The organism is Nostoc sp., assembly GCF_036917935.1.
GTDB lineage: Bacteria > Cyanobacteriota > Cyanobacteriia > Cyanobacteriales > Nostocaceae > Nostoc.
The window spans coordinates 21,129-47,377 of the sequence record NZ_JBALEL010000020.1 but is presented as its reverse complement, the minus strand read 5'-3'; the positions used below and the strand labels follow the sequence as shown (position 1 = coordinate 47,377).

23 protein-coding genes and 2 pseudogenes are annotated in these 26,249 nt (G+C 40.7%); 13 read left to right on the top strand and 12 right to left on the bottom strand.

Features of this window, described 5'->3' with window-relative positions; all coding sequences use genetic code 11:
- Positions 1 to 79: 79 nt before the first annotated feature.
- The 3 genes and pseudogenes from V7K62_RS09235 to V7K62_RS09225 all read right to left on the bottom strand — a co-directional run.
- On the bottom strand, positions 80 to 1,321 hold the full coding sequence (locus V7K62_RS09235; RefSeq protein ID WP_334863635.1) for a hypothetical protein: 1,242 nt from the start codon (positions 1,319 to 1,321) through the stop codon (positions 80 to 82).
- Positions 1,322 to 1,573: 252 nt separating this feature from the next.
- Complete coding sequence (locus V7K62_RS09230) at positions 1,574 to 2,308, bottom strand: glutathione peroxidase (protein WP_334863634.1); 735 nt, start codon at positions 2,306 to 2,308, stop codon at positions 1,574 to 1,576.
- A 77-nt stretch (positions 2,309 to 2,385) separates the two neighbouring features.
- Positions 2,386 to 2,646: pseudogene (locus tag V7K62_RS09225) on the bottom strand (alpha/beta fold hydrolase); the annotation flags it as partial.
- Positions 2,647 to 2,656: 10 nt separating this feature from the next.
- Here V7K62_RS09225 and V7K62_RS09220 point away from each other — a divergent pair.
- Positions 2,657 to 2,779, top strand: coding sequence for a hypothetical protein (locus V7K62_RS09220; protein ID WP_334863633.1), 123 nt, complete (start codon positions 2,657 to 2,659; stop codon positions 2,777 to 2,779).
- 196 nt (positions 2,780 to 2,975) lie between these two features.
- On the top strand, positions 2,976 to 4,496 hold the full coding sequence (gene purH / locus V7K62_RS09215) for a bifunctional phosphoribosylaminoimidazolecarboxamide formyltransferase/IMP cyclohydrolase (protein WP_334863632.1): 1,521 nt from the start codon (positions 2,976 to 2,978) through the stop codon (positions 4,494 to 4,496).
- A 904-nt stretch (positions 4,497 to 5,400) separates the two neighbouring features.
- Here the strand turns inward: purH and V7K62_RS09210 are convergent.
- From V7K62_RS09210 to V7K62_RS09200, 3 genes are all read right to left on the bottom strand, one after another.
- Positions 5,401 to 5,910, bottom strand: a complete 510-nt coding sequence (locus V7K62_RS09210) for a PIN domain-containing protein (RefSeq protein ID WP_334863631.1) — start codon at positions 5,908 to 5,910, stop codon at positions 5,401 to 5,403.
- Complete coding sequence (locus V7K62_RS09205; protein WP_334863630.1) at positions 5,907 to 6,206, bottom strand: hypothetical protein; 300 nt, start codon at positions 6,204 to 6,206, stop codon at positions 5,907 to 5,909. The genes V7K62_RS09210 and V7K62_RS09205 overlap by 4 nt, the downstream gene beginning before the upstream one ends.
- A 181-nt stretch (positions 6,207 to 6,387) precedes the next feature.
- A complete protein-coding gene (locus V7K62_RS09200) occupies positions 6,388 to 6,954 on the bottom strand; it encodes a DNA topology modulation protein (protein WP_334863629.1) in 567 nt (188 codons plus the stop codon).
- 130 nt (positions 6,955 to 7,084) lie between these two features.
- On the opposite strand from V7K62_RS09200, the gene gatB reads away from it, so the two are divergent.
- Positions 7,085 to 8,560 (top strand): Asp-tRNA(Asn)/Glu-tRNA(Gln) amidotransferase subunit GatB, encoded by a 1,476-nt coding sequence (gene gatB, locus V7K62_RS09195; RefSeq protein WP_334863628.1) that lies wholly within the window; start codon positions 7,085 to 7,087, stop codon positions 8,558 to 8,560.
- Between the two features lie 115 nt (positions 8,561 to 8,675).
- On the opposite strand, the gene V7K62_RS09190 is transcribed toward gatB, so the two are convergent.
- On the bottom strand, positions 8,676 to 8,942 hold the full coding sequence (locus tag V7K62_RS09190) for a hypothetical protein (RefSeq protein ID WP_334863627.1): 267 nt from the start codon (positions 8,940 to 8,942) through the stop codon (positions 8,676 to 8,678).
- A gap of 473 nt (positions 8,943 to 9,415) precedes the next feature.
- Between V7K62_RS09190 and argJ the strand changes: the two genes are divergently transcribed.
- From argJ to V7K62_RS09175, 3 genes and pseudogenes are all read left to right on the top strand, one after another.
- Positions 9,416 to 10,657 carry a bifunctional ornithine acetyltransferase/N-acetylglutamate synthase gene (gene argJ, locus V7K62_RS09185; protein WP_334863626.1) on the top strand — a complete coding sequence of 414 codons (1,242 nt, stop codon included), beginning with the start codon at positions 9,416 to 9,418 and terminating at the stop codon, positions 10,655 to 10,657.
- A 15-nt stretch (positions 10,658 to 10,672) separates the two neighbouring features.
- Positions 10,673 to 10,807, top strand: a pseudogene (locus tag V7K62_RS09180) (bacitracin ABC transporter ATP-binding protein); the annotation flags it as partial.
- A 104-nt stretch (positions 10,808 to 10,911) separates the two neighbouring features.
- Entirely contained in the window at positions 10,912 to 11,391 is a 480-nt protein-coding gene (locus V7K62_RS09175; RefSeq protein WP_334863625.1) for a YbjN domain-containing protein, read from the top strand.
- Here the strand turns inward: V7K62_RS09175 and V7K62_RS09170 are convergent.
- A complete protein-coding gene (locus V7K62_RS09170; RefSeq protein ID WP_334863624.1) occupies positions 11,365 to 11,745 on the bottom strand; it encodes a hypothetical protein in 381 nt (126 codons plus the stop codon). The two genes, V7K62_RS09175 and V7K62_RS09170, sit on opposite strands and share 27 nt — an antisense overlap.
- A gap of 305 nt (positions 11,746 to 12,050) precedes the next feature.
- Between V7K62_RS09170 and V7K62_RS09165 the strand changes: the two genes are divergently transcribed.
- Complete coding sequence (locus tag V7K62_RS09165; RefSeq protein WP_334863623.1) at positions 12,051 to 12,401, top strand: hypothetical protein; 351 nt, start codon at positions 12,051 to 12,053, stop codon at positions 12,399 to 12,401.
- 65 nt (positions 12,402 to 12,466) lie between these two features.
- Here the strand turns inward: V7K62_RS09165 and V7K62_RS09160 are convergent, their stop codons facing one another.
- Positions 12,467 to 13,477, bottom strand: a complete 1,011-nt coding sequence (locus V7K62_RS09160; protein ID WP_334863622.1) for a cyanophycin synthetase — start codon at positions 13,475 to 13,477, stop codon at positions 12,467 to 12,469.
- A gap of 757 nt (positions 13,478 to 14,234) precedes the next feature.
- On the opposite strand from V7K62_RS09160, the gene V7K62_RS09155 reads away from it, so the two are divergent.
- The 3 genes from V7K62_RS09155 (at position 14,235) to V7K62_RS09145 (ending at position 20,433) form a co-directional block, all read left to right on the top strand.
- Entirely contained in the window at positions 14,235 to 14,471 is a 237-nt protein-coding gene (locus V7K62_RS09155; RefSeq protein WP_334863621.1) for a hypothetical protein, read from the top strand.
- Between the two features lie 812 nt (positions 14,472 to 15,283).
- Positions 15,284 to 19,468, top strand: coding sequence for a PAS domain-containing hybrid sensor histidine kinase/response regulator (locus tag V7K62_RS09150; RefSeq protein ID WP_334863620.1), 4,185 nt, complete (start codon positions 15,284 to 15,286; stop codon positions 19,466 to 19,468).
- Positions 19,465 to 20,433: a PleD family two-component system response regulator gene (locus V7K62_RS09145; protein ID WP_334863619.1), complete on the top strand. Its 969-nt coding sequence runs from the start codon at positions 19,465 to 19,467 to the stop codon at positions 20,431 to 20,433. The genes V7K62_RS09150 and V7K62_RS09145 overlap by 4 nt, the downstream gene beginning before the upstream one ends.
- Before the next feature lie 373 nt (positions 20,434 to 20,806).
- Here the strand turns inward: V7K62_RS09145 and V7K62_RS09140 are convergent, their stop codons facing one another.
- Both V7K62_RS09140 and V7K62_RS09135 read right to left on the bottom strand, forming a co-directional pair.
- Positions 20,807 to 20,977 carry a hypothetical protein gene (locus V7K62_RS09140; protein ID WP_334863618.1) on the bottom strand — a complete coding sequence of 57 codons (171 nt, stop codon included), beginning with the start codon at positions 20,975 to 20,977 and terminating at the stop codon, positions 20,807 to 20,809.
- A gap of 87 nt (positions 20,978 to 21,064) precedes the next feature.
- Positions 21,065 to 22,201, bottom strand: coding sequence for a cob(I)yrinic acid a,c-diamide adenosyltransferase (locus V7K62_RS09135; RefSeq protein ID WP_334863617.1), 1,137 nt, complete (start codon positions 22,199 to 22,201; stop codon positions 21,065 to 21,067).
- 238 nt (positions 22,202 to 22,439) lie between these two features.
- On the opposite strand from V7K62_RS09135, the gene fraC reads away from it, so the two are divergent.
- The 3 genes from fraC (at position 22,440) to V7K62_RS09120 (ending at position 24,936) form a co-directional block, all read left to right on the top strand.
- Positions 22,440 to 22,979 (top strand): filament integrity protein FraC, encoded by a 540-nt coding sequence (gene fraC, locus V7K62_RS09130; protein WP_334863616.1) that lies wholly within the window; start codon positions 22,440 to 22,442, stop codon positions 22,977 to 22,979.
- 64 nt (positions 22,980 to 23,043) lie between these two features.
- A complete protein-coding gene (fraD, locus tag V7K62_RS09125) occupies positions 23,044 to 24,051 on the top strand; it encodes a septal junction protein FraD (protein ID WP_334863615.1) in 1,008 nt (335 codons plus the stop codon).
- Between the two features lie 105 nt (positions 24,052 to 24,156).
- Complete coding sequence (locus tag V7K62_RS09120; RefSeq protein ID WP_334863614.1) at positions 24,157 to 24,936, top strand: ABC transporter permease; 780 nt, start codon at positions 24,157 to 24,159, stop codon at positions 24,934 to 24,936.
- A gap of 319 nt (positions 24,937 to 25,255) precedes the next feature.
- On the opposite strand, the gene V7K62_RS09115 is transcribed toward V7K62_RS09120, so the two are convergent.
- Complete coding sequence (locus V7K62_RS09115; RefSeq protein WP_334863613.1) at positions 25,256 to 25,912, bottom strand: pentapeptide repeat-containing protein; 657 nt, start codon at positions 25,910 to 25,912, stop codon at positions 25,256 to 25,258.
- Between the last annotated feature and the right edge of the window lie 337 nt (positions 25,913 to 26,249).

Genomic DNA, 26,249 nt, shown 5'->3' with positions numbered 1-26,249 from the left:
AAGCATCGGGGAGGGGAGACAAAGCACAGCTTTGGCGGGGTGGGGTTTTTATTTTAGATTTATGCAAGAGGTCTACTGATTACAAATTACTGGAATCTTGAGAAGTTCCACAATGATTACAGTACGACAAATGTTTATAAGTAAGATTATGACAGTTCTGGCATTCAATGTACTGATAATAACCGCAGTGTGGACAGTAAGTATCAAGATGTCGAATTTTCTTGGCACAATTGACACAGCGTGACTTTTGAACTCTGCTAGCTGCTTGGACTTTAGCATTAAAGACAAATTTTTGAAAAAACTGGATGATTCCAAAACCAATAACTGGAATCAGCAAGATATAAACATAATTTATCAGGAAAAGTAAACCGCCAAAAATCGCGCTTACTATATCAAATAAAAACTTAAATATTGCACCTATTTGCAGAAATTCAAATATTTTAACGATTAGTGGGATAAAAAAGATAACTAGCAAATGCCAGCTAATTAGCGAGATCAGTCCATATCCTCTTCTTTGGGAAAATTTGTGAACTGATAAGGCAATAAGAATCAGTGGTAAAAGAAAGAGGGACTGAAAAGCAAGTTGAATACTTGGATACCAAAATGATGCTTGCTGATAGCCTTTATCAACTTCCTGGAATCGATTGTCATCTTTAATAAATGTTATAAAAATAATACTTTCTGGTTGAGCAAGTAGTTCATTTTTAAGAGTAGAAGTTTCTTGTTTAAGAGTAGAAATTTGACGATTATTTTCTTCTAATGTCTGTTTAGCTTTTTCCGCACTGACTTGATTAATTGATTGTTCACGACCCTGACCTGCAATTTTTTCTAAGAGCGTTGAGTCATATTGAGATTTAATAGTGTCATTGGCTTGTTCAAACCTATTGATTTTCGCTTGTTCCCGATCAATATTTTTGACGATTTGCTGCTTTTCAGGATTGTTAATCTTATCTTTGTAGTCGGCATATTGCAAGCACGTTTTAGAAACCTTACCCAGATGTCCTGCTTCGGCTTGTTGATAGTTTTGCTGAAAACTAAATTTATTGTTACTCTCAGATGACAATGAAAGTCTGACCATTTCATAGTCTTTATCTTTAGTGGTTTTTCTCTGATAATTTTGCCACTCTGAATAACATGGATAAGCCTCAGTCGGACTGATATGCCATCTGCTAATATCATCGAGTCCCGTAAAAACATTAATCAAGATAAAAATATCAATTATAATAATGACAATTAAACTCACTTTATTCAGTGGTTCGTTGTTGATTGTCCTTGATTTACTAAAAAACTGACTCAAAAGACGGCGGATTCTAGCAAACATATTGTTTTTTAAATAGATGAAAGTTCAATCCGAATTAATTTTATATGATCAGTAGTGAATAGCTGGGCAAAAATACATCTATTCATCTGAAGATTTATGAATTGCTGATTTTTCAAAAATAAAATCCCCGACTTCGTAAAAGTTGTCGGGGATCTGGTGGCTTTCAATTCTCACAAATCAGGCTGCGGTCAAAAATATTATGACTTTCGCCTGAAGTTGACACAGTTGATGGCTGTGTACCCTTACTGAAACCTATTTAGCAGCGAAGTAGGCTTCTAAAGCCTCAGAACCACCAATTAATTTACCATCGATAAATACTTGGGGAACTGTCGTCGCACCTGTAACTGCTTTTAACGACCGTGTGGTAATATCCTTACCCAAGGTAATTTCTTCGTAGTTAATGCTATGTTCCTTGAGCATCTCCTTAGCACGGGCACAGAAAGGACAACCCACTTTCGCAAACAGGGAAACTACTTCCGGCTTCACTGCTTGGGGGTTGATATATCTGAGCATTGTTTCAGCATCAGACACCTGAAAGGGATCTCCTGGCTCCTCTGGTTCAATAAACATCTGGTTAATTACACCATCTCTCACCAGCATAGAATAGCGCCACGATCGCTTACCAAACCCCAAGTCTGATTTATCTACCAACAGACCCATGCCTTCGGTAAATTCACCATTACCATCAGGAATTAGTGTGATATTTTCTGCTTCTTGATCCTTTGCCCATTCATTCATCACAAAGGCATCATTGACAGAAATACAGATAATGTCATCGACACCATTTTGTTTGAAAACCGGAGCTAATTCGTTGTAGCCAGGGAGATGAGTTGATGAACAAGTAGGAGTATAAGCACCCGGTAAAGAGAAGACAACTACTGTCTTACCAGCAAATAGGTTATCAGTTGTCACATCCACCCACTGGTTATTATTGCGAGTATGAAAAGTGACATTAGGTACTCTTTGTCCTCGGCGATTGGATAACATAATCTTGCTTGCGTTTAGTAATCAATTCCAGTCATAACCTATCATGGGAGAACTGGTACAATCTAACTATGAATCGGCTAAAAAACTTCATTAATGAATGGAGCGATCGCAGCTACAAATTCAGTGGGTGATTCATCAGGTAAAACATTACGCCCGTTTATTTTTATACCTCGACTTTCAGGGAAACAAGCAAGGTAGTCAGCCAAGCATTGATCTGGCGTTTCTTTTTCATTGTCTTGGCTAATACTCGATGCAGTTTCACCCATAACCGCTAATGTTGGTTGTTGAATGGAGGCAATAAAACTAGTATAATCATCTCGCCAAAACCCTGCTAAAAAAAGTCTGATAATGAATAAAAAAGGTATGAAAGCTGCAAGAGATATTTTACAAAAAATTAATATTGATCGAGTTGAAAGCCTACTAGAGCAACGCGAATATCATGAAGAATATATTAATCATACGAGTCAATGAGATATTATGCAAGACGAAGAAGATAAAGAATAGATGTTAACCTACGACAATGCCTGTCATCTGTAGCAATCTTAATTCAAAAAGGTGATGAGCAGATGGTTATTAACGTTATCATTCCTAATGGTCTTGAAGTTAATCAAGGCTTATGTAAAACTTGAGATCCTTCGCTTCCAGCCTATTTTTAAGGAATTGATCAATGGTGCGTCTAGCCCTGCTGAGTGTATCTAACAAAACTGGTTTAATTGACCTAGCCCGTAGTTTGGTGGAAGAATTTGACTTTGATTTAATCAGCAGTGGGGGAACAGCCCAAGCCCTCAAAGATGCGGGACTCCCTGTTACAAAAGTTGCAGATTATACAGGTTCACCAGAAATTTTAGGTGGCCGAGTCAAAACGCTGCATCCCCGGATTCATGGCGGAATTTTGGCCCGGCGAGATGTTCCCCAAGATATTACAGATTTAGAAAATAACCAAATTCGCGCGATTGATTTAGTGGTGGTGAATTTATATCCCTTCGAGGAAACGATCGCTAAACCAGGGGTAACATTATCCCAAGCTGTTGAACAAATTGATATCGGTGGCCCTGCTATGCTACGGGCATCATCGAAAAACTTCGCCCATCTCGCTGTATTATGCGATCCAGCACAGTATGAGGAGTATTTGGCACAATTGCGCCAAAATAACGGCGAAGCATCCCTAGAGTTTCGCCAAAAGGCGGCATTAAAAGGATTTTCGCACACTGCTAGCTATGACCAAGCGATCGCATCTTACCTGGCAGAAGCACAGCATTATACCCTTAGCGGGACACAATTGCAATCTCTGCGTTACGGCGAGAACCCTCATCAACCTGCCGCCTGGTATCAAACTGGTACTACCCCAACGGGATGGACAGCTGCGACAAAACTACAAGGCAAAGAACTTAGTTACAATAACTTAGTTGATTTAGAAGCCGCACGCCGAATTATTGCTGAATTCACTGATACCCCAGCAGCAACGATTATTAAACATACAAATCCCTGTGGTACGGCATTGGGAAGCACTATTTCCGAAGCATATCAAAAAGCTTTTAATGCTGATTCTACTTCTGCTTTTGGTGGAATTGTCGCACTCAACCGTCCGATTGATGCGGCTACAGCTAGTGAGTTAACCAAAACATTTTTAGAATGTGTAGTTGCACCAAGTTGTGATGCAGAAGCTCAAGAAATCCTTGGCAAAAAATCTAACGTGCGGGTTTTGACTCTAGCTGATTTGAGCCGTGGATCTAAGGATACAGTGAAAGCGATCGCAGGTGGTTTCCTCGTCCAAACTAGCGATGACGTGATTGCTGACGCCAGTCAATGGCAAGTTGTAACTGAACGTCAACCCACAGCCGACGAATTAGCAGAATTGCTGTTTGCGTGGAAAGTTTGCAAACACGTTAAATCGAATGCCATTGTTGTGACAAGCGATCACACTACACTAGGAGTAGGTGCTGGTCAAATGAACCGTGTCGGCTCAGTTAAAATTGCCCTAGAACAAGCTGGAGAAAAAGCCAAAGGTGCAACCCTCGCCAGCGATGGATTTTTCCCCTTCGATGATTCAGTCAAAACAGCCGCAGCAGCAGGAATTACAGCTATTGTCCAACCAGGGGGAAGTTTGCGCGATAAAGATTCTATCATTGCTGCTAACGAACTGGGTTTGCTGATGGTCTTAACTGGTGTACGTCACTTTTTACACTAAGTTATTCTCCGTAAGGTGTACACTTTTTAAAGTGTCACTCAATATACTTGCCCTTTGATAGAAGCAGTGATATTCTTTATTTGTGTGTGAGGAGCAAGTTAAAAATAAAAAGCGTTTGGGGTGGAAACACGGCAACACTCCCAGGCGCTTTTTAATTGGGCAGGAATTGGATTGCTTGTGCAGTTTGGAAAATTTCACTCAAGATACTTGACCTTTGATAGAAGTAGTGATATGGTGGAGTCGTGTGTGAGGAGCAAGTTAAAAATAAAGAGCGTTTGGGGTGGAAACACGGCAACACTCCCAGGCGCTTTTTAATTTGTCAGAAATTGCATTGGTTATGCCGTTTTTAAAGTATCACTGAAGATACTTGCTCTTTAATAGAAGTAGTGATATAGTGCATTGGTGTGTGAGGAGCAAGTTAAGAATAAAAAATGTCTGGGGTGGAAACACGGCAACACTCCCAGGCATTTTTTAATTTGTGTGTATATAAATTAGAGACTATTTATAAAGTAAGTAAAAAAAAGTAAGTAAAAATAAAATTACTCTAGGGTGTGTTAGGCGCATATTTCAATATCGTTTGTCACGAAAAATTTTGGTCAAGCGCCTAAGAGGTTGTTTGAAAAGTCCTCTTGTCGGTATCAAAACATTTTAGATCCCCCTAAATCCCCCGATAAATTGGGGGACTTTAACGAACTTTGGGGGTTTAAGTCCCCCAGTTCTATAATCGGCAAGTTTTGTGTTGGGGTTAAATCCCCATTACAAAACTTAATTACGAATTACTTAATAGCTGTTCCCCCCTTTTTAAGGGGAGTTACGGGGGATCAGTAAGTGCCTAAAATCACAGCCAGCCACTTTTCAAACAACCTCTTATAGAAATTAACGCTTCCAAAATAATTTCATATTTTTACTTCCAGTTAAAGACACGAATATTGTTGAAGTTAATCACGTCAACTTCTACACTCTGAAGATAACTTGCTAACTTAAAGTCATCAGTTAGTACAAGATACTTCCCTTTGGATAAAGTCAGGATTCCACTATCAGTAAGTCCGAATTTGATAAATTTCTCAGTATTAACAGCATCTAAGCTCTTTACATAGTATTCATCCAAAAGAGCAACGTTTTTAACAAATTGAGCAAATATTGTAAAGCACTGAGAACGTTCCGGTTCACCAAGTTGATTTGCAAGGCTATTAACTTCTGTCAGAATATTCGGAGTTGTTACAAGCTTTTGAAATTTTTCAATAAATGCTAGCAGAAGCTCATAATCTTCTGGTATAAATTGCTGGGTTCGATTAAATTTAGTTATTCGTTCTTGATTGACGCTCCCAACTAACAATAGAAGCAGGATATTTGTATCAATTAAAATCCCTTTTTGGCAATAACGACGAACAAGGGAAGCAATCAAATCTTTCATAATTGTCTAATTTTCATTGCTTCTACTTCACCAGATTGAGAATTTACCTTAAAAAGTTTATATTCTCGTTCATACAACACAGGGGTAGAAGCAAGAGAGGTACCCATTAAGTCTTCCAATCGGCTTTTAGGAGGTTTTTTAGGAATATCAAACCCTAAAGTAATCAACCAGAAGCTTTTATCCTCAGAAAGTTCAACTTCTTCAAGCCTCAAATCTCTTAATGAAGAATTTATCATGTGTTGTATGGATTTTATGTATTCATAGGCAGCATTTACTGCTGTTTTGACATCAATCATAATCTTAGTTGCTCCCTAATATAATTTGCTAATTTAATACTTGATTATAGTAATTTCACCTTGATTACTGGTAGTTGGTTAGCACATAAGTAACAATATCTATTTTACCTACTTTTTCAGATGATTTTAATAAAAATCAATTGAGTAAATCTAAATATTGGGAAATACAGCAGATTGCAACTTAGTGAGGTACAGATAATCGTAGGGGCACAACATGTTGTGCCCCTACTTCATTTAGCTGAAATACGGTATTATGTAAAAATTCTCTGACTTCTGTGGGTTTGTGGAGAATAATAACTTGCTGATTTGGTGTTACTTGACTAAGTTTTTCGAGAATTCCCGGACGACGAATAATTGGGTATGACCAGATATATTTGAGAAATTCCCAGTTCAATCTTTCAGGACAATCTGATGCCATATCAGGTCTGGATTGTCCAGCATAGATGAAGCGGCGTTTAATCACTTGCAACAAACATAAAAGACGAGGAAAATCCAAAAAAATTACCGTGTCTGCAACCGCCAAACGAATGTTGAGAGTACCGCTATAGTTACCATCCATAATCCAAGATTCTCGTCGGGTTAGGTCTTGGATAATACTTTGCCATTCAGTTTTTGGAGTCTCAACCCAACCAGGATTCCAGTACCAAACATCCAAGTGAATCACTTCTAAGCCTAAGATGGTTCCCAGTTCGCGGGCTAGGGTAGATTTACCAGCGCCCCCAGAACCAATGATTAAGATTTTCTTCACTTTAGGTTTGCACCTTCTTTTTCAAGCTCAACAGGGTAAGCATTGCTCACCCAAATAACCGTCTTCAGGGCAACTCAATACGCCGCTACAATAGTACCACTACAAGGATTATGCCCAAATTATTGATCTTATGACCACTGCTACGACCGTAAAAACTGAGTATGAAGCGATTATTGGTCTAGAAACCCATTGTCAGCTGAGTACCAACACCAAGATTTTCTCTAATAGCTCTACGGCATTCGGTGCTGACCCCAATACTAACATTGACCCGGTTTGTATGGGTTTACCTGGGGTCTTACCTGTACTCAATAAAAAAGTATTAGAATACGCCGTCAAAGCTGGTTTGGCACTAAATTGTCAAATCGCTAAATATAGCAAATTTGACCGTAAACAGTATTTTTATCCAGATTTACCCAAAAATTACCAAATTTCTCAATACGATCTACCGATCGCAGAACATGGTTGGTTAGAAATTGAGTTGGTAGATGCTGAGGGTAATCCGATTCGCAAACGCATTGGCATCACACGTTTGCACATGGAAGAAGATGCTGGAAAATTGGTACACGCAGGTAGCGATCGCCTTTCTGGTTCTTCCTATTCTCTGGTAGACTACAATCGCGCAGGTATCCCATTAGTAGAAATTGTTTCAGAACCCGATCTGCGTTCTGGACTAGAAGCTGCTGAATATGCCGAAGAGTTGCGCCGGATTGTGCGGTATCTCGGCGTGAGTGACGGTAATATGCAAGAAGGATCTCTGCGCTGCGATGTCAACATTTCCGTGCGTCCGGTGGGACGAGAGCAGTTTGGCACCAAGGTAGAAATTAAAAACATGAACTCGTTCAACGCCATCCAACGGGCGATTGACTACGAAATTGAGCGCCAAATCGCCGCCATCGAAGCAGGTGCGAGCATTATTCAAGAAACTCGGCTGTGGGAAGAAGGCGCTCAACGTACAAGTAGTATGCGAGTCAAGGAAGGTTCTAGCGATTACCGCTACTTCCCCGAACCAGATTTAGCACCAATTGAGGTGTCAAATGAACAATTAGAGAAGTGGCGTAGCGAACTACCAGAATTACCAGCCCAAAAACGCCATCATTATGAAAATGAGTTGGGGCTTTCGATTTACGATGCGCGAGTGTTGACAGAAGATCGTTCAATAGCCGAATATTTTGAAACTGCGATCGCATCTGGAGCAAATCCCAAAGCTGCTGCCAACTGGATTACTCAAGATATTGCAGCCCACCTCAATAAGCAAAAACTCATTATTACTCAAATTGGACTAACTCCCACCAATTTAGCAGATATCATCACTCGCATTGAAACGGGCAAAATTAGCAACGCTCAAGCTAAAGAAAAGTTGCCAGATTTGCTCAGTGGTATTTCTCCTGAGAAAGCCTTTGCAGGTCTTGAGTTAATCACCGATCCTAGTGTACTGGAACCCATCGTTGATGAAGTCATAGCCGCCAACTCCAAAGAACTAGAAAAATATCGCAACGGTAACACCAATCTTAAGGGCTTCTTTGTCGGACAAGTTCTGAAAAAGACAGGCAAGCGTGCTGATCCTAAGCTGACTAACGAATTGGTGGAGAAAAAACTGAACGCCTAGCGATCTATAGACCTCTTGCAAAAGTCCCCTAACATCCCACCCCCAGCCCCTCCTCGCTTGCTCTTAGGGGAGACTTTGACGTAAGTCAAAGGCGGGGTGGGGTTCTTTTTTTGATTTATGCAAGAAGTCTCATCAAGCTAACTTTGCTGGGTGAGGAAGCAGGAGGAGCAGAGGGGCAGAGGGGAAATAACCAATACCGAATGGCACGCTTGTAAAGCCCAAAGGCTTGTGTCGTCTTGTTCCCAGCCTCCAGGCTGGGAATGTATTTAAAAGAGGCTCTGCCTCTTGTCAAGCTAATGGAGGCGAAGCCTCCCAGAATGGGTTCCCAGCCTAGAGGCTGGGAACCAGTCAGAGCAAAGGCTGTATCTTTTCTTAGTGCCATTCAACCAATACTCAATTCCCAATTCCCCAACTAAGTATTTTCCCGGTTTTGCTTCACACAATCTTCATACAAAAGCTGGTAACAACCCTCATACCTAAAATGATATGCTGTGGTAAGTAGATGCACCCTGATGATCTGGAGAGCTGCCTAAGTAGCTCTCTTTTTTATTTTATTTTTGCGGTATTTACGGAGAAACTCCAAAAATTTTTATAAATAATCTCAATAAATAAGTATTAACCCTTAAAAAGTAAATAAGAGAGATTAGTAAGTAGATGTATCCTGACGATCTAGAGAGTGACCCAAGTGGCTCTCCTTTGCAAAATAAGCTGATATCCAAAGTTGCTAATCTTCTGTTTCGAGAGTTATCTAGAGCGATCGCGGTTAGTTCTTCGTTGAGTAATTAAAATTTACCCTCAAAACTTTAAACTATTGAGAGGTTGTTCAAATCCCTCAATAGTTTAGAGAGAAGAATAATGGCAGATTGGCAAGAAATAACAGGTGGTATCACAGCACCAAGGGGGTATCAAGCGGCGGGAATTACCGCAGGGTTGAAACCTTCGGGGTTGCCAGATTTAGCTTTGATATTTTCAGAGGTGGAAGCGATCGCAGCGGGTGTGTTTACCACCAGCCAAGTCAAAGCTGCCTGCGTAGACTATTGTCGGCAACGCTTGCAAGCTAAACATAGCGCTCGTGCCATCCTCTGCAATGCTGGACAAGCAAACGCCGCTACAGGTAATGAAGGCTGGTTTGATGCCCTAGAGTCTGCTATGGCAACAGCCCAAGCCCTAAACATCTCGTCTGAATCTGTGTTATTGGCTTCCACTGGCGTGATTGGTCAAAGAATTAAGATGGATGCTTTGCGAAGCGGGATTCCCAAGGTAGTAGCAGCACTATCAGAAACAGGCTCAGATGCCGCCGGAGGTGCGATTATCACTACAGACTTGGTAACAAAATCTATTGCCCTAGAGACAACTATAGGCGACCGCCCGGTACGAATTGGCGGCATTGCCAAAGGTTCCGGCATGATTCACCCCAATATGGCAACCATGCTGGCATTTGTGACTTGTGATGCTGTGGTTTCGCCTCACCTTTGGCAGCAGATGTTAGTAAGGGCAGCTGATAGAAGCTTTAATTCCATTACCGTGGATGGTGATACCAGTACCAACGATAGCTTAATCGCTTTGGCAAACGGTCAATCTCGCACCCCAGCAATTACAGAATGGGGCGCAGAAGCAGAGAAATTAGAGGCGATGTTAACAGCAGTTTGTCAGCATTTAGCCAAAGCGATCGCTCGTGATGGTGAAGGTGCAACTTGTCTGATTGAAGTGGAAGTGACAGGGGCCCATGATGAACTCTCAGCCCGACAAATAGCCAAAACCATCGCTAGTTCATCCTTAGTTAAATCTGCAATCTTTGGACGCGATCCAAATTGGGGACGCATCGCTGCCGCCGCTGGACGTGCAGGTGTGCCCTTTGAACAAGAAAACCTGCAAATTAAGCTAGGGGATTTTTTAATGTTAGAAAATGGGCAACCTCTGCAATTTGACCGGGCAGCAGCAAGTACTTATTTGAAAAAAGCCTCGGTGGGTGCTTATCTCCAACAAGATACGGTGTTAATCTCCGTTAACGTTGGCAATGGTTATGGTGTGGGTAAAGCTTGGGGTTGTGATTTGAGTTATGACTACGTGAGGATTAACGCCGAATACACTACTTGAACTACTCCCAATTGTACCAACCCAGGCCCAGACAGAATGGTTGTCTTCCAAAACTATGCCCTGCTACCTTGGCGAACTGCTTTTGAAAACATCTACTTAGCTATTAACGCCATTTATCCCAACAAACCACAAGCCGAAAAAAGAGCGATCAAGAGCAATCAGTAGGGGCAATTCATGAATTGCCCTTACAACTGCGTCTACAAGTTATAAAGTATGTGTAGATCAAACAGCAAGTATGTTGAGAAAAAATCTGTATGACAAGCTACCCAGAAACCCTAACTAGTAACGAATCCGTTAATGATTTAATCGCCGAGACGACAAGCATTAACCATCTGGAGGTAATTGAAAATGTCATCGACTCTTTGGAACAAGATGATAGTGCGATGGTTAGCCACACTCCAGAGGGTGGTTATCTCTGGAAGTTTAAATACGGAAGTGTGCAAGTATTTGTCCAACTAAACGGGACAACTGATGAAGACACCATAACGGTTTGGTCTGCGGTGCTAAATTTACCTGCCAAAGATGAACCTAAGTTGATGCGGTATCTTTTGGAGTTGAACTGCTCTAGCACTTTTGAAGCGCGTTTCGGTATTATTGAAAACCGAGTGGTTGTAATATCGACACGCACCTTAGCAGAGTTATCTCCTGGGGAAGTGTCTCGGCTAATTACAATTGTGGCAACGATCGCTGATAATAACGATGAAGCTTTACAATCTGAATTTGGTACGACTTAAGGAATTTTCGATTTGAGATTGGGCTATTGCTACATCAGATGCATAGCAATCAGCTTCCAGCGAATCTGCAAAGACTTTTTTCTGTGTACCAATTAAAAAGCGTCTGGGAGTGTTGCCGTGTTTCCACCCCAGACGCTTTTTATTTTTTAACTTGCTCCTCACACAACTAAATAGTATCACTGCTTCAATCAAAAGGCGAGTATAGTGAGTGACACTTTCAGAACTGCACTGCCAATTTAGTTTGGGTTTATATTCCCTTGACTTGACTTGACCCATCTGAATTTTGGATAGCGATCGCTCCAGCAAGGCGGTTTGGTTGAGATTCCCGGATGTATGCTGGGCTGCTGATTTCATTACACAGCCACTTTATTGGTAATCATCACAACCCTTTACAAGTCGTAACGTCATTAATTAAATAATTATAAAAGATATATACATCCCTTAATTAATGCCTGAAACTCTTTAATAATCAATCAAATTCTTAAATAAATATTAGCACTTGCAAGCATTGAGTGCTAATTTATCACTGAGGTTTAATGCCTATGATATAGACCAAAACTACACTTTTTGTAGATGCTTTAGTTCAATTCCAGATATTATTTTAGAAATAGAAAAAACTAAATATTCCCTGCAAGTAATTTAAAATTGGAAGTACTGGCATGAAATACACTTTTGATATTGTAGGAGTATCTCCACTTTTGCAGTTTTTTAATCAACAACAGCAAAATGGGCAAAAACCACCCCACCAAGGCGTGGAATACTTGGGAATGCATACATGTACACTAGATACGTTTTTAGAATCGGTGGAATCAGTTCCAGCAAAGTGGGATTGGAATCTGGATCAAGTGGTAGAGACCGTGATTAAGTTTTGGTTGAATAACTCAGATAGTATTCGTTATTGGAAAGTACGTTTAAGTGATGCTGGTAAGGATAATTTACTAGTCACAAGATTAGCGGATATAACCGCCTTACAAGCTGAATTTGAATCCCTACTAGATAAAGAGTGGTGAAGAGATAGGTAGAATTAAAAAAGAATTCAGGAGCGGAGCAGGGGTTGCTCCGCCTCCAGTCAAAATCAATAATTTTCTCTGTTATTCTCGTTTTCAAGTGCTTTGAGAACTTGGAGGTATAAATTTTCTACTCTTTTCGTCTGAATTTCACCAAATGATGCATAGTGAGTTAAGCTAGGAGCGCCATTTACTTCAATGATCGTATAATCTCCCATCGGTGACGTTATATCACTAGCAAGAATATCCACACCTGCTAATCTCAATTCCATATCTTTTGTAATACTTATTGCTAATTTTTTAAAATCAGGATGGATCTTTTCAGTGAAGTCTACTGCCTCACCTCCAGTTGATAAATTTGCATTATCTAAAAGATAGACTATATTATTTTTAGGTATAACATTAGTAAAATTTAGCTTCCGTCTTCGCAAGTTTTTTTTGATTCTGTAATCTTCAAAATCTATAATTTCTTTTCTACCATTTTTGATAAAAGTTTCCTGCTTCTGTTGCATAAGTTCCAAAACATTAGATTGACCATCTCCCATGATAAATAAGGGAATTCTTTGATATGCCGAAACTACTTCATCATCAAGTACTACAATTCTATAGTCATTGCCACTATAAAATCGCTCAACAATAAATCCTGAGATTATTTGCAAGATTTTCTTGGCTACTTGATAATATTCTTGCTTGTTATGAACCTTTGTAACAAATATTCCCTGACTAAGATTAATTGGTTTGACAATTACGGGAAATCCCAACTCTTTAGCATAATAAAACCCTGCATCTATATTTCTGGTATTAGCTATTTCTTCGCATAATTCTTCACTAAAAAATGTTTTTCCTTCAGTAACCTTATAGCCAAATTTATTCAGAAAAAATTTTGAAACTCCTTTGTCTTTAGCTATTGCTACTGAACCAGAAGAATTAATACTAAACCTGGCACTACGAAAAAAGGTTTTATTGCCGTTTTTAAATGTAATCAGTCCCATAAAAGTGCATTCTGGGTCTACTAAAACCACTGCTCCTATTTGCTCTGCTACTTTTTGAATTATGGATGTTACAAATGGTGTTTCCATTATCCTAACTATAATTTTGTCGGGAATACTTTAACTATTTTATGGCAGTTAGTCAAAATATTTTATATCATGTCCGCTTGATTACTTATTAAACCCGAATCACCCCAAAGAGACAAAGCTGTGCTTTGGCTCCCCTCCCCTTAGCAAGGGGTGGGGTGCAATGACTGTGGGAATCACAACTAATTATACGGACATGATATTAAATTAAAAAATCATATTATGCCTTGTTCATAAAATTGTAGTAAAAACCTGAGATAAATTTATTTATTAATATCAAAAGAAATTCTGAAAACTTAAGTAGTCTCAACTAAATATAAAAAATGTAAATGCCCACAATATAGCTTTATTGATCCCACTATAGAAAAATTAAGAGTGTGTGTCCGCGCCCATTTATTCTACGCACGTTATTATTCATTTTCTCTTGAGCTTTTAATAGTACTTTTTCAGACATTAATATTGATTTAACCACTGATGCGGACTTTACTTATGTGTATGCATACAAATCATGCAAACCCAATAATTGCCAAACTTTCTGCTAGAACATTGTTGTGTCCTGGAAACAATTGCAAATTAAGGCTTTGAGATTCATCGCCACCTGAAAATTCCAACTTAGTTGGTCTAAAAGATAGCGCTAAGTGTTGACAATCTATAAATAATCGAATAACAAGGTGGCAGCAGCATAAAAAAAAGCGTTAGTGCATTCCTACGTAGAAACTAATTAACGCTCTTCATTAAACTTCATACGGTTAACATAATTATGCCAGAAAATACGGATAACAAAACTTCCAAATCAAACAATCAGGCTATTGCTTATAAAGAACGCCTCAATTCTTGGGCGATCGCTCGTCTACTTCCTAATACGCAACGGGAGATTGTTGCTCGCTTCCGCAGCCGTTCTGATGCCGATGGCTATATGCGGCACCTCCCTCAAGAAATACCAAATGCTTCTTACATGGTTGTTTTTGATTGTCAACGCCAAGAAGCTGTAATTTAAAGTACAAGTATAGGCAATAGACCTATCTTGAAAATAGGGAACAGCTTACAAGTGACAGGGAACAGTAAAAGAGATTTTCGTTCTAAATTGTGCTTGGATAACGGGCGTTTTGCGCTCACTCTGTTCATCGGCGGCTTTTACACTCTTGTGTTGAAAAGTGAAGGGTTAAGGGAAAAAGAAAATTCAATCCCTTTAACCCTTGTTTTTAATCTCCATTAGACCTCTTGCAAGATATCTATTACCCTTTTCTGGCGATCGCGGGCATAGCCTACTTAAAATGTGCAGGAACCGCTATATTTGATTTGCTCTCCACGAGAGGCTCAGATCCCCAACTTCTTGAAGAAGTCGGGGATCTTTTTGCTTGTAGTATTTTATACTATCTCAATTAACCAGATAAGTTGCTCTGAGAGGATGTTTGAAAAGTGGTTGGCTGTGATTTTAGGCACTTCTAGATCCCCCCTAACCCCCCTTTTTAAGGGGGGCAACCTCTCTCAAAGTCCCCCTTCTTTAAGGGGGATTTAGGGGGATCTCAAAGTATTTGCTACCAAGAAGAGGACTTGTTCATTCATCCTCTGAGCAACTTGTTATTAAAGGTAGGCAAACTTCCGTCACAGTGTACTAGTACAGACAATTTGCAGTTTTCAAAAGAATTGTAATTATAACCAGAAATGATTAAATTTTTCTGCCAATATTATATACAAACATTTTACTTAAAAATGAGTTCCGTAATTGCCCCCTTGCTATTGATATTTTAGATTACTTAAAAGTAAAAGTTAGCGTAATAAGCCCTGAAAGTGCTTGAGGGTTAATAAGTGGTCAAACAGCGTGGATATGACTGGTTCAAAGCTGTAATATTTTTCCGTAAACGAGAATTACTAGCGCTGTTGCTGGGGATTTTATTCTCAATCTCTGTAGTCCTACTCTGGCAGATACTTTTAATCCAAACTCCAGGGTTCTTAACACAAGTAGTACTGATTGCAGGGTTATTAGTAGTTGTCACACTGACATTATTAATCTATTGCGCCCTGGCGATGAAAGCAAGCAACCAAAAAATAACAGCAATAAATCAGGAGTTAACTCACAGGATTTGTGAACAGAAACAAGTAGAAATTGCCCTCCGCACCAGCGAAAATCGTTTGCGACATCTGTTAGAAACTGTCAAAGTCATCCCTTGGGAATTAGACTTGAAAACTTGGCGATTTATTTACGTTGGGCCGCAAGCGGTAGACTTGCTAAATTATCCGATCGCAAAATGGTACGAGGAAAATTTTTGGGTTAATCATCTACATCCAGATGACTTGGAAAATTCTGTTCGTTTTTGTCAAGAAGCAACTGCTAGGTGCGAGAATCACGAATTGTCATACCGGATGTTAGCAGCTGATGGGCGAGTTGTTTGGCTGCGAGACATTGTTAGTGTAGTTGAGGAAGCCGGAACTCCGATTATGCTGAGGGGGTTTATGTTTGACATTACTGATTTGAAGCTGGTTGAAGAAACCTTGAAACTGAGGGAGAGGGCACTTGCCGCTACTAGTAATGGAATTATTATTGCCGATGCCAGACTCGCCTATAATCCAGTTATTTACGTCAACTCAGCTTTTGAACAAATAACAGGCTACAGTGCTACTGATGTGATTGGGCAAAACTGTCGATTTTTGCAACGCACAGATACCCAACAACCAGCACTCAATGAATTGCGCTCATCTATTCAAGCTGAAACAAGTTGCAAAGTTGTTCTCCGTAACTATCGCAAAGATGGCACTTTATTTTGGAATGAATTGAGTATTTCTCCTATTCATGACGAAAATGGCAAGTTAAGCCACTTCATTGGCATTCAGAGAGATATTAGCGATGTCTATGACAAGATGTGTTTACGCAAACAAGCTGAAGCTAGTCTGCGTCGGCAAGCACTCACCTTTGAAAACATGCATGATGGCGTAATTATCACAGATTTAACCGGAAGTATTATTGACTGGAATCCTGCTGCCGAAAGCATGTTTGGCTATACCAAAGTAGAGGTTTTAGCTAAAACTCCCAGTATTTTGCATCAGCCGGAAGTAGCCGCAACATTAAGCGCCAAAATTTTAGAAACAGTCAACCAGCAAGGACGCTGGTCAGGGGAAATACAGTTTATTCGCAAAGATGGCAGTGAGGGAGTTTGCGAAACAACCGTAGTCTCTTTACAGGATGAACAGGGGGAAACTGTTGCCACTGTTGGCATCAATCACGACATTACTGAAAACAAACGAGCCAAAGAGGCACTGCAAAGGCAATTGCAGCGCACCCTACTACTTGAACAAATTACTCAGGAAATTCGTCAAAGTCTCGATAGCAGCAAAATATTTGAGACGGCTGCTACCCAAATTGGACGAGCATTTGCAGCTGATCGCTGTCTGATCCACTCTTACATTAGCGATCGCACACCGCGAATTCCCCTAGTAGCAGAGTATAATGTACTCCCTGGTTACTGCTCCATGTTGAAATTGGAAGTTCCCATGACTAACAATCCTCATGCCGAGCAGATGATGGCACAAGAAAGTGCGATCGCTTCTCCAAATGTGTACGTTGATCCTTTACTCCAGGCGGCTGAACCTATCTGCCGAGAAATTGGGCTGAAGTCTATGCTGTCAATCCGCACCTCCTATCAAGGAGAACCCAATGGTGCGATCGGCTTACATCAGTGCAGCTATTTTCGCCAGTGGACACAAGACGAAATTGAATTACTAGAAGCTGTGGCGGCTCAACTAGGCATTGCTCTAGCACAAGCTCACTTACTGGAACAAGAAACGCGCCGACGGGAAGAACTTACCTTGAAAAACTTTGCTTTGGAGCAGGCAAAACGTCAGGCGGAAGCCGCAAATCGGGCAAAAAGTGAGTTTTTGGCGATGATGAGCCACGAAATTCGGACTCCCATGAATGCTGTTATTGCTATGACAGGTCTACTGCTGGATACTGATCTCACACCTCAACAGCAAGACTTTGTGGAAACAGTTCACAGTAGCGGAGATGCTTTACTGACGATCATCAATGATATTTTAGATTTCTCCAAAATTGAGTCGGGCAAACTGGAATTAGAAGAACAGCCTTTTGATTTGAGAGCTTGTGTAGAGCAGGCTATTTCCTTTTTAGCTTCTAAAGCTGCCCAAAAGGATATCGAACTAGTTTACCTGATCCAGCCCCAAGTTCCCACTCAAATCATCGGCGATTTGACTCGTCTGCGCCAAGTCTTGATGAATCTTCTCAACAATGCGATTAAGTTTACGGAAAACGGAGAAGTGGTACTCTCTGTTGAACTGGGGATAAGGGGTAATGGGAATTTGGAGCAAGAAACATCTTCCCAATACCCAGTACCCAATCCCCAGTCCCCGATACCTGCTGGAAAAGAGCAACCTCTCTACGAAATTCAATTTGCGATCAAAGATACTGGTATTGGCATCGCACCAGAGAAAATAGAGCGATTATTTCAACCCTTCACTCAGGCTGATGTCTCCATGACTCGACGATATGGTGGCACAGGGCTGGGACTGGTGATCAGCAAGCGGCTCAGTCAGATGATGGGCGGTACCCTTTGGGTAGAAAGCCAGGGGTTTGTTGGTGGCAATCCTAGCCCGAGATGGGATAATAGAAAATTATTATCATTTCCTTACTCTTCACCAGGTTCAACATTCTATTTCACGATTATTACCAAAGTGGTAGCTCAGTCAAAACAAGCTGAATTAAATACTTCGCCAATGCTGCTTGCGTCCAAGCGACTATTGATTGTGGACGACAATCTGACCAATCGCCAAATTCTCAGCTTGCAAGCTGCGTCTTGGAAGATGGAAACTTATGCTGCCAAATCTGGTAAAGAAGCTTTAGTTAAACTTGCTCAGGGAACGCAGTTTGATATTGCTATTTTAGATATGCAGATGCCAGAAATGAATGGCATAACCCTAGCTCGTCAAATCCGCAAGCAATCTGGTTGTCAAAATCTGCCTTTGGTGATTATGACTTCTTTGGCTAAAGTAGAAACTTCCTCTGACTTTAATGATGTCCAGTTTGCTGCCTCTTTGAGTAAACCCATCAAACAGTCTCAATTTTATGATGTTATTAGCCGTGTTTTGGGAAATCAGCCGATCCTAGCCAGTATTTCTCATTTTACCTTGGTTGATCGGCATTTAGACCATCTACTACCACTGCGGATTCTTCTGGCAGAGGACACGCTTGTTAATCAGAAAGTTGCCCTACTGATGCTACAGAAAATAGGTTATAGGGCAGATGTCGTAAGCAATGGGCTAGAAGTGATCAAAGCTTTGCAAAAACAGCCATTCGACGTAGTGTTGATGGATGTCCAGATGCCTGAAATGGATGGGTTAGAAGCAACTCGGAGAATCTGTCAAGAATGGGGGGTGGGTTTTCGTCCCTATATCATTGCCATAACTGCCAATGCGATGCACGGCGATCGCAAAGTTTGTCTTGCTGCTGGTATGGATGACTACATTAGCAAACCTATTCAGCTTCAAGAGTTAGCTCAGGCACTCAGCAAATGTCCACCCCAAAGAAATTCTGAATTCACTTCCATCGAAAAACAAGGGAAAGTAATGCGCCCAGAATTGCAACCTTTGTCAAATATCTTACAATTAGGGCCAAACCAGACATTAAAAAGCGGCAAAATTGATCCAAAAATTCTCCAATCCTTGCGGGATATGCTTAGAGGAGATCGTCTGGCATTTGCTGAACTGATTGGGTGTTATCTTACAGAGACAGCGAGACTAGTGCAAGATATCAGCACAGCGATCGCAAATCAGGATATTCAGACTATATGGAAGACAGCGCACAAACTTAAGTCCAGCAGTGCTTCTATTGGAGCGATCGCCCTGGCGCAGCTTTGCAAGGTGTTAGAAGCACAGGGACGCAGCAGTAAATTAGAAAACAACTTAGAATTATTTTCACAATTATATCAGGAATATGAACAAGTTAAAACTGCCTTAGAAAAAGAACTTGCGAAGGAAGCACCATGATAGCCACTGCTCAAGAAAGCCAATCTTTAGTTTTAATTGTTGATGATGAACCTTTTATTCGCCTGATACTGCGGCATTTCTTAGAGCGGGAAGGCTATCAAATAGCGGAAGCTCAAAATGGCATAGAGGCTTTAACTATTTTTAACCAACTGCACCCTGATATAGTACTCCTTGATGCCATAATGCCAGATATGGATGGATTCGAGTGTTGCACTCAGTTGGAGCTTCTGGATTGTAACAAGCACACTCCAGTTTTAATGATTACAGGACTTGAAGATCAAGAGTCAGTCGACCATGCATTTGCAGTCGGAGCAATGGATTATGTTACCAAACCGATTCACTGGCCAGTTTTGCGACAACGGGTAAAACGCTTGATTCAGCAATCTCAGTTACAGCAAAAACTGGAAGCCGTGAATCTGGAATTGCAACTATTAGTTACTATCGATGGATTAACTCAAATAGCTAATCGCCGACGGTTTGAAGAGTATTTTAACCAAGAGTGGCAGCGCCTAAAACGCGAGCAACGTCCGCTTTCCCTGATTCTTTGCGATGTTGATTTCTTCAAATTATATAACGATACATACGGTCATCGGGTAGGCGATCGCTGTCTTCAAAAAATTGCTCAAGCCATCAAAGATATTATCAAACGTCCTGGAGATATAGTTGCTCGTTATGGTGGGGAAGAATTTGCTGTGATTTTACCTAACACAGACACCGAGGGGGCGACTCATATTGCCGAGAAAATTTGTCATGCTGTCCGAACACTAGCAATTCCTCATCAAAATTCCCAAGTTCGTCCTCATGTAACTATTAGTGTCGGGTTTACGACAGAAATTCCTCAGCCAGATTCTGACTTAGAAGAAATGATTGCCGCAGCTGATGGGGCGTTGTATCAAGCAAAGGCAGCAGGACGCGATCGCTTTGTGCAAAATATTTTACTACCGAGAAGTAAAAATTCCTGCTAGTTGTCCACTCCTTTAAGCGGTTTTCTTCTTCTTTCCTTTAGATCCCCCTAAATCCCCCGATAAATTGGGGGACTTTGATTCCGTTTCCCCCCTTTTTAAGGGGGGCTAGGGGGGATCGATAAGTGCCTAAGATCACAGCCAAATACTTTTCAAATATCCTCTATAGCGGTTCTCGCTTAAGTGAGGTATCAAATACTCTTAGATCCCCCTAAATCCCCCGATAAATTGGGGGACTTTGATTCCGTTTCCCCCCTTTTTAAGGGGGGCTAGGGGGGATCGATAAGTGCCTAATATCACAGCCGACCACTTTTCAAACAACCTCTAAGAGCAAGCGAGGAGGGGACTATGATGTACCTCATGTGATCAGGAAACGCTATAAGGGATGGGGATGACCTATAACTAATTCCGTGACACAACTAGCAGCACCAAAAATAGCCAACTGGGTTCTCAATTTCTGGGCACAGTTTGCACCCAATTTTCTTTGCGCTACGTCTTGTTGTTCGCATAGGTTTTGCAGTTTACCGTCAGCGAAGGTGATTTCCATGCCTTACTCGACTAATATAAGTTTACCAAAATGGTAAATAAATTTGTTTTTTCTCGAAAATCTAGCATCTCAACTAATCAGCAACCCCTAAAAATCTACACCTCGTTTAAGTTCTACACCTTGATTGGCATAGTGTTTGTGGCAATAAACCTCTGAGTGGACGCTAGCCAAGTCGAAGTACGCTGGTGGATTTTGGCAGCGACCAGTGATAATGATTTCGGTGTCGCGGGGTTTGCGGAGTAAAGCTTGAACAATGGGTTCAACGGGGAGTAGTTCTAAGTCAACGGTGGGATTGAGTTCATCGAGAATAATAGTTTTATACAATCCAGAGGCGATCGCAACTTTGGCAATTTCCCAACCTCGTTCGGCTTCTACATAATCTAATTCTTGCCGGGAATTTCGCCAGACGATCGCATCTCCACCGCAGCGCTGATGATCTACCACTTCTGGATATGACTGCTGTAAGGCGGCGATCGCTGCGTCTTCTGTGTAGCCAGTCCCACCTTTAAGCCACTGCATAATCAACACACGCGTAGACCCTGGGTGATTAATTCCTCTACCAATGGCCTGTAAGGCTTTGCCCAAAGCACTTGTAGACTTACCTTTACCAGCACCAGTATAAATTTCAATCCCTTCAAGGAAGAGGGCTTTGGCTGTTGGGTGGTGATGAGGTTTCATTTCTGAGTGCAAATCTGCAATATCAAGCAACTTTTGCGGTGCGGCGCGTCCGGTGGCGATAATTTCCAACTCTTGAGGTTTGGATTTTAATGTCCGTACCACTTCATCCACTGGTAGCAAACCCAAATCCAAAACCGGGTTAATTTCATCCAAGACGACAACTGAATATAAACCACTGGCGATCGCACCTTTGGCGACATCCCAACCCCGCATCGCTTCATCTCGGTCAAAGGTAGTAATTTCGTCTGGGCCAAAAAATTCGGCTCTCCCGGTGCGAACCTGGTCAATTAAATGGGGAAACCCGCGCTGTAAAGCTGCGATCGCGCCATCTTCATCATAATCACGTTCCGGCCCTTTTAAAAACCGCAGCAGTAAAACGCGATTAGAATTGCTAGGCGTATTTATCCCCAAGCCAATGGAGCGCAAAACCACCCCCAAAGCCGCTTGGGACTTACCTTTACCCACGCCATCATAGACGTGAATTTGACCAATCAGCCGTTCCTGACGCACTTGCGCCGTGCGAATACCAATACCGTTCCTTGTCATCTCTCAAAAAGCTATAACTATGGCAGTCTTTAATCTTACCTAACCTCTTGTACTCTCAACTAGAGAAACTGCCCCTCTAACGCGTCTGTACAAGAGTCAGTTTGATCTATTAACAATATCAATAGAGGAATACTGGCACACCCCCATAGTAAAGGACTTGAACAATGGGATAATTTCCCCCATCACCCTTAGTATCCCAGTTATACTCACTACAGTTAACCCTTACCCTGAACCATTTATGCCTGAAAATTGGATGCTTCCCACGATTTTTCCGATTGGTGGATTTCTGTTTGACTTTTTATTTGTACTGATTGCCATCCCTATCGAAGCATACGTTTTGCATTCTCGACTAAAATTCGACAAAAAAACCAGTACTTTTTATGCCATTTCTATCAATCTGTTTTCTAGTGTAATTGGTTGGTTCATATTTTTTGTCTCAGAACCAATGTTACCGATACAGGTGAAATCAGAATTAATTAATTATATGCTTTTTAATAATTTTAAATCGCCGAATACACATCCTTTAATCATCTTAACTGCTTGTATAATTTTCTTTGCTACTTTTTTAATGAAGTTTTTCATTTTAAGGATTTTGCTAATATCATTAAATGAATCATTTGCTAAAAAAGAAGAGGAACCTAAAACATTTCAGCGGCAGCAACGGCGTCGTTTTAGCAGCCTTAACTTCCAAAATGCTAATTTAGTTACTACTATATTAATAGCGAATTCTCTGAGCTATACCGCGATCACCATTATTTTATTATTTCGTTCAAAATAGCAAGAAATTACTTATTTAATTTAGAGGAAAATTAGTAATTAATTAATCAGGTTTAGGGAGGAATATGAATACGCTACTTAAAGATTTCTTTGGGGTTTTTAAATTTGCTGAAGGGCTTTATGCGGGAATTAGAAAAGTATTAGTTCCACCCAAAGCTTATTCGTGGCAGACATTTATTTATATGAGTGTTTTTTCTTGGGTACTCTCATATTTTGCCACAGGTTATATCAAAGATATAATTGCCTTTTTCGGTTGGTTATTTTTAATTGCCGGCACAGCTTGGTATACAACTCAAGATCCTTTGAGGGTTCCTGGTACTTTTATGCCAGTCGGGGCAGTGATCACTGGGTTCTTAGTGAGTGTTTTTGCATTTGGAAATCAACAGGATGTAATTACACCAAGAACAATCGTTTTTTGGCCGACAATCTCAGCACTAATTACGGCAATACCAGAGTTTATTGAAGGAAATGACACCGACGCCAAAGCTCGCATTCCTAAACCAGAAGACCGCCAAAGAATCATAATTTTAGTTGCTAGTAGTATGCTGCTAAGTTGCTGGATTCAGTTTTACTTTGTGATGGATAATTGGTTTCAACAATATCCCAGTTTGCAGGCTGATACTTTTAAACGTAGTACATTTGTTGCCAGAACAGAAGAACAAGTAAAAATTCCCAGAAACGGCGTTGTAATTCTAGAGAAACTTCAACCAATAGTAGTAGAACAAATAGCTGAAACACCTTGGTCGGAAGTAGAGAAATGGTTGCTAGATGCGAAACAGCGGATAGGAAATCTGGGTAGGCAAGTAATTGAAAAAAATCTCGGTAAATATGAAGAGAAAGTACTATGGCGCATTGAACCGCGTGTAGCTAATACTAAGTCTGGATATATATTAGATTTATTAAGTATTTGGATAGGCCCGAGTTCTAACCCACGGGGCTATTACTTAAAAAAATCTTGTCGCATTGAACCAGTTGCAGCAGCCAATAATTCTGGGAATAAGATTACAGTTGCAGAAATTGAATGCGATCGCGCCAGTAAATTAATTCCTGGTTCACCACCTCCGCAGCAGTGAAGCTGGAGAATCGGGCGGAGGGGACAAGGAAGAGTTATTGAAGAAGTCTCTCCCTTGCTGTCTCCTCCCAAAGCTCAATGACAAATGACAAATGACAAATGACAAATGACTATTAACAGAATTTTTGTATTAGCAAAGAATGTGTTTCAGGAAGTGGTACGCGATCGCATCCTATATATTATTGGTTTTTATGCGATAATACTCGCCACTGCCTTCCGCGTCATTCCTGAATTTGCAGCTACGACTGAAGACAAAATGTTTTTAGACTTTGGGATGGCGGCGATGAATGCCATCGGGTTAATTATTACGATATTTATTGGTACGGGACTGGTTAATAAAGAAATTGAAAAACGCACTATTTTGATGTTAATTGCTAAACCTGTCAGTCGCAGCGAAATTATCGTTGGGAAATACTTGGGTTTATCCGCAGTCCTCGCTGTACTTGTCGCCACAATGACAGCAATTTATCTGGTATTTCTGCAATTTGGTAACATTCCTCATCCAACGGCGAGCATTTTAATTGCTGCAATTTTCTTATTATTGCAGTTGTCATTAATCAGCGCTGTGGCTATTACCTTCGGTGTTTTTACTGCTTCTTTGCTAGCGACTGTTTTAACCTTTGCGGTATATTTAATCGGAAATATTACTCAAGATTTAGTACAACTTGGTCGTCTTAGTCGTAACCCTGGTATGGAACGTCTAACTCAAACTTTGTTTCTCATCTTGCCAGATTTATCTCGATTAGATTTGAAAAATGATGCGGTTTATGGTCTGCAAGCACTACCTGACACAACTGCATTGATTATGAATGCTGGCTATGGCTTACTTTATAGTGCCATGTTGTTAGCGATCGCTATTTTTATCTTTTCACAACGCGAGTTTTAGGCATTGGGCACTTTTTTATTTACTAACTCAGCCGCAATTGGCGCGATCGCACTCTTAATTTCGCTAACTTTCCCTTACCAACTCAACCCCTTGACAACTACGGTGTACACACAAGTTCTAAAAACCTTGCATGATTTGGCTTGACTCGTTCCCAGTGACTCGTTCCCAGTCGGAGACTGGGAATGCATTCATTGAGTCTCTGACTCAATGTATAACTAGAGGCAGAGCCTTGTAACGATAGTTAATGCACATTTGATTATGTCTGTCAATACGTAAGTCCTAAAGATGATCCCTCTCACTTTGACAGGGCTACTCCTAACTAATAAATAACTATCTGAGGTTGCTCAATTGTGCCATCAGGCATGATAGTATCCCGCAACTTCGCATAAATCAGATTTGTCTTCCAAAGGTTTGCCTTACTCAAGTTTGCTTTGGTTAAATTTGCCCATGTCAAGTCTGCACCAGTTAAGTTGGCCTCAGTCAAATTAGCTTCTAGTAATTTTGCTCCACATAGCTTTGCACCTGTGAGATTTGCAAAACTTAAGTTAGCTTCAATCAGCGATGCTTCAATTAATTTGGCTTCACTTAAGTCTGCTTCTCTCAAATCCACATCACATAAAGAAGCACCCCAAAGATTACTACCTGTGAATTTCACCCGCCATAAGAAAGTTCCACACAAATTTGCTCGTGTTAAATCAGCATTAGTCAAATTGGCTTCACATAAAGATGCTTCATACAAATTAGCTTCACGTAAGCTAGCTTGCATCAAATTTGCGCCACTTAAATTAGCACGAGTCAGAACACAGCCAGACAAATTTGCACCATGCAAATCCGCTCCGATAAAGTTAATACCACTTAAATCAATTCCTTTCAGGTCGATTCCCCTCAAGTCACATCTACTGAAATCCCGACGCTGAAAATATTTATTTGTGATTTGACTTAAAATAAATTCCTGCTGTTGAGCATAATTTTTCATGGTATTCACCTCTGGGTGTAATTTATCTCAAAGGTTGAGTGTGATAGTTACCGTATATTGAGAGTACACCGCAAACGGAGATCAGCTCAGTAAATAATCAAAAATAAATTGAAAAAAAATCGCCAATCACCTGCAAATGCGCTTTTTCAGTGGTTTTTAAAACAAAAAATGCTGACATAAGTCAGGAAATATTGATACAACAAGAGTCATTTGTCCTTGGTCAATGGTATTATTCAAAATTTCCATCAGTACTGAGTATTTTTCCTCACTGATAGCGAAGTGATACGGTTCGGTTAACTTGTTTATTGAGCGAAGATCCCCCCAACCCCCTTAAAAA